This is a genomic window from Pseudomonas sp. LJDD11, assembly GCF_024584215.1.
In the GTDB taxonomy this organism is placed as follows: domain Bacteria; phylum Pseudomonadota; class Gammaproteobacteria; order Pseudomonadales; family Pseudomonadaceae; genus Aquipseudomonas.
Genome location: NZ_JANJFL010000035.1, coordinates 39,197 through 50,040, shown reverse-complemented (window position 1 = coordinate 50,040; position 10,844 = coordinate 39,197). Strand labels below are relative to the sequence as shown.

The window sequence follows — 10,844 nt, the reverse complement described above, 5'->3', positions numbered from 1 at the left end:
GCGTCTGGTGGCGTACTACACCGCTGCCCATGCCCTGGAAATCGCCACCTTGAGGGCGCACCTGCTGGCAAACCTGCCGGAGTTCATGGTCCCGGCGCAGTTCGTGCACCTGGCGGCCTTGCCGCTGAGCCCCAACGGCAAGCTGGACCGCAAGGCCCTGCCGGCGCCGGATGCGCAATCGCTGGCGGTGCGTGAATACCAGGCGCCACAGGGCGAGCTGGAAATCACCCTGGCCGGGCTGTGGGCCGAGCTGCTGGGAGTGGAGCGGGTCGGCCGCCAGGATCACTTCTTCGAGCTGGGCGGGCATTCGCTGTTGGCCGTGACCCTGGTGGCGCGCCTGCGCCGATTGGGGCTGGCCACGGATGTGCAGGTGTTGTTTGGCCAGCCGACCCTGGCGGCGCTGGCGGCGACCCTGAGCCGTGGCCCGCAGGCTGATGTACCGGCCAATCAGATCCCGGCAGGTTGCACCCAGATCACCCCTGAGTTGTTACCACTGCTGGCGCTGCAACAGAGCGATATCAACCGCATCGTTGCCAGCGTCCCTGGCGGCGCTGCCAATGTGCAGGACATCTATCCGCTGGCGCCGTTGCAGGCCGGGATTCTCTACCACCACCTGGCCGCCGGTGAGGGCGACCCCTATGTGTTGCAGGCGCAGTTCGCGTTTGCCGATCCGCAGCGTCTCGATGCGTTTGCCCAGGCCTTGCAGGCGGTGATTGATCGCCACGATATCCTGCGCAGTTCGATGTTCTGGGACGCTCTGGCGGAGCCGGTGCAGGTGGTCTGGCGCCAGGCCACGCTGATCCGCGAAACATTCCACGCCGCGCCGGGCGAGGCCGGGCTGTTGCAACAGTTGCAGGCCCGTTACGCCAGCCATAGCTACCGCATGCCGCTGGATCAGGCGCCGCTGCTGCGCCTGGTGCAGGCGCAAGAGCCGGGCAGCCAGCGAGTAGTGGCCTTGCTGCTATTCCATCATCTGGTCATGGACCACGTGGCGCTGGAGGTGTTGCGCCATGAAATGCAGGCGCTGTTGGTCCACGAGCAAGCGAGCCTGCCGGCCCCGGTGCCGTATCGCACTTACGTCGCGCTCAGCCGTCAGGGGCTGGGCGAGGAACAACACCGTGCGCTGTTCAGCGAGATGCTCGCTGATGTCGATGAGCCGACCTTGCCGTTCGGTATCGCGCAGCTTGCCGCCGGGCCGACCGGCCGGGCACAGCAGCGGGTCGACGACGGCTTGAGTGTGCGCCTGCGCGAGCAGGCCCGGCGGCTGGGCGTCAGCACCGCCAGCCTGGTGCATCTGGCCTGGGCGCGGCTGCTGGGGCAGCTAGCGGGGCGTGATGATGTGCTGTTTGGCACCGTGTTGCTGGGGCGTCTGCAGGGCGGCGAGGGTGCCGAACGGGCGCTGGGGGTGTTCATCAATACCCTGCCGCTGCGCGTCAGGCTTGCCGAGGATAGCGTCGAGGTCGCCGCCCGCGCAGTACACGCCGGGCTGACCCGCTTGCTGCGCCACGAACACGCGCCGTTGGCGCTGGCCCAGCGCTGCAGCGGCCTGGCCGCCGGCACGCCGCTGTTCAGCGCCTTGCTCAACTACCGGCACAGCGCCGAGCCGGTCGATGCGGCCAGCCAGGGCCGGCAGGCCTGGCAAGGCATTGAAGTGCTGCACAGTGAAGAACGCACCAACTACCCGCTGACCTTGAGTGTCGATGATCTGGGCAGCGGCTTGAGCCTGACCGCCCTGACCACGTCGGGCATCAATGCCAGCCGGGTGTGCGGGGCAATGGCTGAGGTCTTGCAGCAACTGACACTGGCGCTGGAGCAGGCGCCGCAGTCTGCGCTGCTGGCGCTGGATCCGCTGCCAGCGGCTGAACGCCAACGCTTGCTGGTGGATTTCAATGCCAGCGCCCGTGACTACCCACGCGAACTGACGGCCCATGCGGCGTTTGAACGGCAGGTCGCGCAGCAACCGCAGGCCACGGCGGTGGTGGACGGCGCGCAGACCTTAAGCTACGAGCAACTCAACGCCCGTGCCAACCGCCTGGCGCATTACCTGATCGGTATCGGGGTCAAGCCCGGCGATCATCTGGCAATCCTGTTGCCACGCAGCATCGACCTGCTGGTCAGCCAGTTGGCGATCAGCAAATGCGCGGCGGTGTATGTGCCGCTGGACATTCATGCGCCGGCCGAGCGCCAGGCGTTTATCGTCCAGGACAGCCAGGCCGTGGCGTTGCTGACCCGCAGCGACACCGCGCTGGAGTACCCGGCCCGGCGCCTGGATCTGGACCAGTTGCCACTTGCCGACCAATCGGTCCATAACCCGCAACTGGCGCAGGACGCCGCTGCGCCGGTGTACATCATGTACACCTCCGGCTCCACCGGCACGCCCAAGGGCGTGCTGATCGCCCATCGCGGCATCACCCGGCTGGTGCTCAACAGCAACTATGCCGACTTCAACGCCCAAGACCGGGTGGCCTTCGCCTCCAACCCGGCATTCGACGCCAGCACCATGGACGTATGGGGGGCGTTGCTCAACGGCGGCTGCGTGGTGGTGGTCGACCACGCCACCTTGCTCGACCCGCAACGCTTCGCCGATTGCCTGCGCGAGCAGCAAGTCAGCATCCTGTTCGTCACCACCGCGTTGTTCAATCAGTACGTGCAGTTGATGCCCGAGGTACTGGCCGGGCTGCGGATTCTGCTGTGTGGCGGTGAACGGGCCGAGCCGGCGATGTTCAGGCGGCTGCTGGCCGTGGCGCCGCAGCTGCGACTGGTGCATTGCTATGGGCCGACCGAGACCACCACCTACGCCACCACCTACGAGGTGCAGGCGGTGGATGAGCACGCCCAGGGCGTACCGATCGGCGGGCCGATTGCCAACAGCACGGTCTATGTTCTGGATGCGCGGCAGCAGCCGGTGCCGTTGGGGGTGCCCGGTGAGTTGTATATCGGCGGCGACGGGGTGGCGCGCGGTTACCTGAACCGCCCTGAGCTGACCGCCGAGAAATTCCTCCGTGACCCATTCAGCCCACAGGCCGACGCGCTGATGTACCGCACGGGCGACCAGGTCCGCTGGCTGGAGAGCGGCCAGCTGGAATACATCGGTCGGCATGACGATCAGGTCAAGATTCGTGGTTTCCGTGTCGAGCTGGGCGAAATCGAAGCACGCCTGGCCGCCTGTCCGGGCGTCAAGGACGTGGTGGTGCTGGCCCGCCAGATCGAACCTGGCACCCTGCGGCTGGTTGCCTGGTACACCGTGGCCGAGCAGCCCGGCGCATGCCCTGATAACGCTGCGCTGCGGGCCTGGCTGCAGGCGCGTCTGCCGGAGTACATGGTGCCGGCCGCCTGGGTGCGGATGAGCCAGTTGCCGCTGACCAACAACGGCAAGGTTGACCGCAAGGCATTGCCGATGCCGTCCCCGGAAGCCTTTGTCAGCCGCGTTTTCGAGGCCCCGCAAGGCGAGCTGGAGCAGCAACTGGCGGCCTGTTGGCGCGAAGTGTTGCAGGTGCCGCAAGTGGGCCGCCATGACAGTTTCTTCGAGCTGGGCGGTCATTCATTGCTGGCCGTGCGGCTGGTCAACCAATTGCAGCAGGCCGGGCTGAGTATCACCCTGGCCGAGCTGTTCCAGCACGTCAGTGTCGAGTCTGTGGCCGCCTTGCTGGCGCAACGCAGCGGCTTGCCGGAGCAGAATCAGGCGCTGATTACCGTGCGCGGCGGGGGCAGCGGCACGCCGTTATTTCTGGTTCATGAGTTCAGCGGCCTGGATGTGTATTTCCCGGCGCTGGGCCGGCACATCGACGGCGACTTCCCGATCTACGGCCTGCCGGGTATCGCGTTGGGCCAGCCGCAACTGCAGACCATGGAATGCCTGGCCGCACGGCTGGTGACGGTGATCCGCAGCGCCCAGCCTGAAGGGCCTTATCGTCTGGCCGGCTGGTCATTCGGTGGGGTGCTGGCCTTTGAGGTCGCCCTGCAACTGCTGGGCATGGACCAGCAGGTCGAGTTCCTCGGCCTGCTCGACACCTATGTGCCGCGCTGGACCGACCAGGGCAAGGCGCGCTGGTCCGGCGTCGATGTGCTGCAACAACAACTGCTGCTGCACTGCCGCATGCATTGGCTGAGCCAGGGCGAGGCTGGCCGGCAGCCGTTGCAGGACCTTGATCGGTTACCGGCGGGGCTTGAGTTCAACGAACTGCTGCAACGCTGCCGCGACCAGCAGTTGCTGTATCCGGACCTGGCCGCTGCCAGTGCAGCGGACCTGCAACAGTTCATGGCCCGGGAAGTGGCCCACGGGCATGCGCTGGCGCATTACCGGATCAACCCGATCAACCTGCCGGTCCACCTATTCTGCGCCGCCGAGCGGCCGACCCCGCTGTCGCAGCGCAGCCCGAGCCTGGGCTGGGAAACCCAACTGGCGGCCGGGCAATTGTGCTGCATCGAGGTGCCGGGCGATCACCAGAGCATGATGCAGGCACCCCATGTGCAGGTGCTGGGCCAGGCGCTGAGCGCTGCCATGAGCCGGGCGCAGCAGGCGCGGGCCGGGCAGCCACAGGCTGCGGCGTACCAGCCGTTGGTCACCATCCAGAGCGGCCAGCCAAGCCATGCACCGGTGTTCTGCGTGCCGGGCGCCGGCGACAGCATCACCAGCTTTATTGGCCTGAGCGAAGCGCTGGGGCCGGAATGGCCGATCCACGGTCTGCAACCGCGTGGCCTGGACGGTACCTCGGTGCCCCACAGCCGGGTCGAAGCGGCCGCGCGCTTCTACGTGCAAGCCATCGAACAGGTCTACCCGCACGGGCCGCTGAACCTGGTCGGGCATTCATTCGGCGGCTGGGTGGCTTACGCAATGGCGGCCGAACTTCAACGCCGTGGCCGGGAAATCACCTCGCTGACCCTGATCGACAGCGAAGCGCCCGGCAGCAGCGGTGTGGCGGGGCGGTCCTACACCACCACCGCCGCCTTGCAGCGGTTGATCGAAGCCTTGCAACTGGCCTCGGGCAAGTCGCTAGGCATTGACCCGCAGGTGTTTGCCGACGCCGACGACGCCAGCCAGCTGCAGCTCTTGCACCAGGGCCTGGTCAGCGCTGGCGTGCTGTCGCGCCACTCGGCTCCCGACGCCATGCACGGACCTGCGCGCACCTACGCCACCGCTTTGCGAACCCGCTACCGCCCGACCCAACGCTACGACGGCCCGCTGCGCCTGGTGCTGGTCGACGACCCGGTGCTGGACAGCGCCGGCAACCAGCGCGAGCAAACCAACATGCTCAACGGCTGGGAAAAACTCACCCCGGAACTGGCCGTCTGGTACGGCCCCGGCAACCACTTCACCATCCTCAAAACCCCCAACGTCTATAGCCTCGCCGCCTGGTGGCACGATGGACAGACCGTCACCGAAGGTGAGGTGTTGTCATGAAACCTGGAATGCGAATCCATTCTTGCTCCAGCATTGTTCTGGTAGCCCGATGGGAGTTGGCTTGCCGGGATGCCGGACCACGACCGATACAGGGTGACATCCACAGCAGATGTGCCGCTTTTGCTGGCCCCTTCGCGAGCAGAGCTCGCTCCCACCGGGTTCGCGGTGTTTATTCGGACAGTGTTGACGCCAGCTCTTGCTCTTCGAACCGGGATCTCACAGACGCCGCCGAACGCGACGTTGGTGCTGGCCGAGTGCAGGTGTCATGGAAGGGGGAAAACCGGCATGGATGCCGGTTTAGCCGCACCGGGCCATGGATGGCCCATTGCGGCGCCCCCCTGGAATGGCGCCTGCGCGAGGGAACCCCGAAGGGGCCAAACCCGGAGCAAGCGGTTTGGTTACTTTGCCGCAACAAAGTAACCCGCCCGTCGGGGCGGAACCCGAGGTTCAGGCACCGGTATTTCGGATCAATCACAAGACCGCAAGACCACCAATCAGCAATCAGCAAACAAACCCACAACACCCCAGCAACACCCATGCAAAGCCTGGAACGGTAGTGATCTATGCAAACTTCAACATTGCGCAAAACCGCGCTTGGCCTGGCCCTTGCCGTAGCGGCTGGTCTGGCTCTGTACGCCATACAAGCACCTGCCGACGCCCCCCAGTACCTCAGTGCCCCGGTCGAACGCAGCGACATCGAAAACGCTGTGCTGGCCAGCGGCACCCTTGAAGGCATCAAACAGGTTGACGTCGGTGCCCAGGTCTCCGGCCAGCTCAAGTCCCTCAAGGTCAAACTCGGCGACAAAGTCCAGAAAGGCCAGTGGCTCGCTGAAATCGACCCACAGATCCTGCGCAATACCCTGCAACAAGCGCAGATTGCCGAAGAAAACCTCCAGGCCCAACTGCGCGCGACCGAAGCGCAGTTGAAGAAAACCCGGCGCATTTTTGAACGCTACACCATTCTTGAAAGCGGCTCGTCCATCTCCCGCCAGGAATTCGAGAACGCCGAATCCGACCACGAAGTGCAGCAGGCCAACCTGCAATCGCTCAAGGCCCAGATCAAAGATGCGCGGATCCAGATCGATACGGCCAAAATCAACCTGGCCTACACCCGCATCAACGCGCCCATCGACGGCGACGTCGTCGCGATCGTCACCCAGGAGGGCCAGACCGTCATTGCCAACCAACTGGCACCGGTCCTGCTAAAACTCGCTGACCTCGACACCATGACCGTCAAGGCTCAGGTCTCCGAGGCCGACGTCATCCACATCAGCCCCGGCCAGCAGGTGTACTTCACCATTCTTGGTGAAGACAAACGCTACTACGCCACCTTGCGCGGTATCGAACCGGCCCCGCAGGACTTCCAGAAGGCCGACAGCGAGAGCGCCAAACAGAACGTCGCGGTGTTCTACAACGCCCTGTTCGACGTGCCCAACCCCGGCCACCGCCTGCGCATCGCCATGACTGCCCAGGTGCATATCGTGCTCGACACCGCCAAGGCGGTACTCAACGTGCCGGTGGCCGCCCTCGGAGCGCGCAGCGCCGATGGCAGCTACAACGTGCGGGTGCTGGACGGCAAAGGCCTGGCCCAGAGCCGCAGCGTCCAGACCGGCATCAATAACAACGTCAGGGTCGAGATCAAATCCGGCCTGGCTGAAGGCGATCGGGTGGTCATTGGCGACCCGATCAACGCCAACAAGGACACCTGAGCATGGCGCACGGCAAACAACCTTTGCTGCACCTCAAAGGCATCACCCGCAGCTTCATGGCCGGCGACCGTGAGTTCATTGCCCTCAAGGGCATCGACCTGAGCATCCATGCCGGCGAAATGGTCGCCATCATCGGTGCCTCGGGGTCGGGTAAATCGACGCTGATGAACATCCTCGGCTGCCTGGACCAACCCAGCGCCGGCAGCTACCGGATCAATGGCCAGGAAACCCGTGAGCTCGATGATCAGGCACTGGCCGAATTGCGCCGTGACTACTTCGGTTTCATCTTCCAGCGCTATCACCTGTTGCCGCACCTGAGCGCGATGCACAACGTCGAAATGCCAGCGATCTATGCCGGCACCGCGCCCGAAGAACGGCACAGCCGGGCCCGGCGGTTGCTCGAACGACTGGGCCTGAGCGGCCATGTGCATCATCGCCCCAGCCAGCTGTCCGGCGGCCAGCAGCAGCGGGTGAGTATCGCCCGGGCGCTGGTCAATGGCGGGGAGGTGATCCTGGCGGACGAACCCACTGGCGCACTGGACACCACCAGCGGCAAGGAGGTCATGACGATCCTCCAGGAGCTGCATGCTGCCGGGCACACGGTCATTCTGGTGACCCACGACCCCAAGGTGGCCGCCAATGCCGAGCGGATCATTGAGGTCAGCGACGGGGTGATCATCAGCGACCGGCGCAACGATGCTCAGCTTTCGGCGCATGACAAACCGGCGACGGAGCAGCCAGCGGCGGGGGTTGCACGGCGCATGGTGGCCAGCGTCGGTTTGTTCAAGGAAGCGTTCCGCATGGCCTGGGTGGCGCTGATCTCGCATCGCATGCGGACCTTGCTGACCATGCTCGGCATCGTTATCGGCATCACCTCGGTGGTGTCGATCTCGGCCATCGGCGAAGGTGCCAAGCGCTACGTGCTCAAGGACATCCAGGCGATCGGCAGCAACACCATTGATGTGTACCCCGGCGCCAGCTTTGGCGACAGCCGGGCGGCGGCCATCGAGACCTTGCAGCTTTCGGACGTGCAGGCGCTGGGGCAGTTGTATTACGTAGACAGCGCAACGCCAGTGGTCAACCGCAACCTGCTGCTGCGCTATCGCAATATCGACCTCGATGCCCAGGTCAACGGGGTCAGCGACAGTTATTTCCAGGTGCGCGGGATCAAGATGGAGGCGGGTATCACCTTCAGTGAAAGCGATGCCCGGCGTCAGGCCCAGGTGGTCGTGATTGATCACAACGCGCGCCAGCGGTTGTTCGGCAACACGATCGACCCCTTGGGTCAGGTGATCCTGATCGACAACTTGCCGGTGACGGTGATCGGCGTCACCGCAGACAACAAGAACATGTTCGCCGCCAGCAAGGCCCTGAACGTCTGGGTGCCATACCAGACCGCCGCCGGCCGGCTGCTGGGCCAGCGCCACCTGGACAGCATCAGCGTGCGCATCCGCGATGGTCAGCCAAGCAAGCTGGTCGAAGAGAAAGTCACCGAATTGCTGCAGCAGCGCCACGGCACCAAGGATTTCTTCACCAATAACCTCGACAGCATCATGCAGACCGTGGAGAAAACCAGCCGCTCACTGGCGCTGCTGTTGTCGCTGATTGCGGTGATCTCATTGCTGGTGGGCGGTATCGGGGTGATGAACATCATGCTGGTGTCGGTGACCGAGCGGACCCGGGAAATCGGCATTCGGATGGCAGTCGGCGCGCGTCAGTCAGACATCCGCCAGCAGTTTCTGGTCGAAGCGGTGATGGTCTGCCTGTTGGGCGGGGCGATTGGGATCTCGCTGTCCTACGGGCTCGGGCATCTGTTTACGGTGTTCATCAAGGAGTGGGAGATGGTGTTTTCGGGCGGGGCAATCATCACCGCCGTGGCCTGTTCGACCCTGATTGGTGTGGTGTTCGGCTTCGTCCCGGCGCGCAACGCGGCGCGCCTGGATCCGATTGATGCGCTGGCGCGGGATTGATCGAATGCTGTTTGGCAGAAGCGGCCAGGCGGCGATCCGCTTTGGCCGCGAAAGCTTCGCCGCTAAAGCGGCTCTCATCAAACAACATTACAAACCATTGATTTTTAATGGTTACTCCGTAGGAGCTGCTTCAGCAGCGAAGGCTTCCCGGCTAAAGCGGATCGCCGCCCGGCCGGTCCTACGGGGTCCGTGTTTGCTGCGCGAGAGCGCGGCGCAGAGGCGGCAGCGTTATTGAACGTACCGCTCGCCAGCGAGCGGTGTGTCGTCTGCCGAGTACATCCAGCGCTTGAGCGAATGCCGGCCACTGATGCCCAGTTTGATCGAGGCGCGTTTGAGATAGCTTTCGATGGTATTGACCTTCAGGTCCAGCTGAACAGCCAGCTCCGGTGCGGTGCGCCCGGCCAGCAGGCCGACACAGACTTCCATCTCGCGGGCCGACAGTTTCAGGCCGCTTTGCTGCAGGCGTTCGATGAAGCGCAGGCGCAGCGTTTGCGGTTCACTGCTGTCATCGACTGGCGCTTGAGTATCGGCCGGTTGCACGGCGCTGATGTGTTTTTCGACCATGGGCAGCAACAGCGGCGAGATATCCTGCAGCAGCGTGCGCTCCTGGGCCGAAAAGCCCTGCGGCTCGCGGCTGCGGTACAAGGAAATTTCGTAGCGGAAACCGTCCTTGTGGCGGCTCAGATGCAGTTGCGCGGCCTCTGTGTGCGACGCGGTTGGCGTCTGCTCGGCATGGGCCGAAGCGCAGAAGTCGATTTCATCGGGGGAGCTGGCCTGTTGCACCGGGTCCAGTGGCAGGCGGCGAATGTGCGTGGCATCGATGGCCAGATGACTGTGGATCAGATCATGCAGCATGCGCGGAAAATGCCGGCTGCCGGTACTGGCAATGACCTTGCCGAGGTGAGGGAACAGCGCACGTGAATTCATCGTTTCATCCCTGAGTTACAAGTGTCGTGATTAGTGCGCGCGATCAGCCTGACCCATGCGCGTAGATTGGGAACAGGCGGGACGGGGCACGACGTCATGCAGGGCCAGAGACTTCTCGGGCAGAGGATACATAGGCAGGTCCTTCTAACAGGGGGGTAAGTGCTCAAGGCGCGGAACAACAGCATAACCGTTTCTGTGCCGGTATTACTCATTTAAAGGTTCTAAGCATAGCGTTTTTGGTCTTCGCTAGTTTCAGTGGGGGGCTGTAATTTTCCATGTTTAGTTGGGGTTATTACACCTTACAGCAAAGTGCATTACCGATTTATGTTGCGCAACCTGATGCTGCAGGAAAGGCACGGATGATGCCCGGGCAAGGTGTCGGCTCTATCGTTTGCCGCCTGTTCAGCCATTTCCGTACAGCTCCCACGCACACGCCAGAGCGCTGTACCACTGCCCCCGGCAGTCTGCATGGCGAGGCCGATGGCAATTGACACACGTTGCCAGCAGCCCGTGACGTCATATTTATTTAATAGTAGCACAGTGACATGCCTGCACCGTCTTCATCTCTTGGCGCGAGCCAAAATGATTGCCTGCCAGCCTCTAATGGCAGCAACCATGCTGCCGGGCGGTTGCAATGCAATGTCCACCGGATTAATAAAGGATCCAATTTAAGAATAGGCGTTTCTCGTTCACGCCAGCGAAACGAGTCGTTATTGATGATCGGTGCGCCAGTGCAGTGCAATGCCGACTATGCCGTGACGCTAAAGCACTTGCCGTATTTACCAGGCTCGGTATTGCACTGTAGGGGTGATGGGCCGTATTTCCGCTATGAGGTGA

General features: G+C 63.6%; 4 protein-coding genes. 3 read left to right on the top strand and 1 reads right to left on the bottom strand.

The features are described from left to right. The 3 genes from NRB16_RS26725 to NRB16_RS26715 form a co-directional block, all read left to right on the top strand. Nucleotides 1–5,401: non-ribosomal peptide synthetase (locus tag NRB16_RS26725; protein WP_257107347.1), on the top strand; the 5,401-nt coding region annotated here is incomplete at its 5' end. Nucleotides 5,402–5,964: 563 nt separating this feature from the next. After that, on the top strand, nt 5,965–7,110 hold the full coding sequence (gene macA / locus NRB16_RS26720) for a macrolide transporter subunit MacA (protein ID WP_045491638.1): 1,146 nt from the start codon (nt 5,965–5,967) through the stop codon (nt 7,108–7,110). Nucleotides 7,111–7,112: 2 nt separating this feature from the next. Beyond that, a complete protein-coding gene (locus NRB16_RS26715; protein WP_045491636.1) occupies nt 7,113–9,080 on the top strand; it encodes a MacB family efflux pump subunit in 1,968 nt (655 codons plus the stop codon). A 228-nt stretch (nt 9,081–9,308) separates the two neighbouring features. Here the strand turns inward: NRB16_RS26715 and NRB16_RS26710 are convergent, their stop codons facing one another. Next, on the bottom strand, nt 9,309–10,007 hold the full coding sequence (locus NRB16_RS26710) for a helix-turn-helix transcriptional regulator (protein ID WP_045491634.1): 699 nt from the start codon (nt 10,005–10,007) through the stop codon (nt 9,309–9,311). Nucleotides 10,008–10,844: the final 837 nt, after the last annotated feature.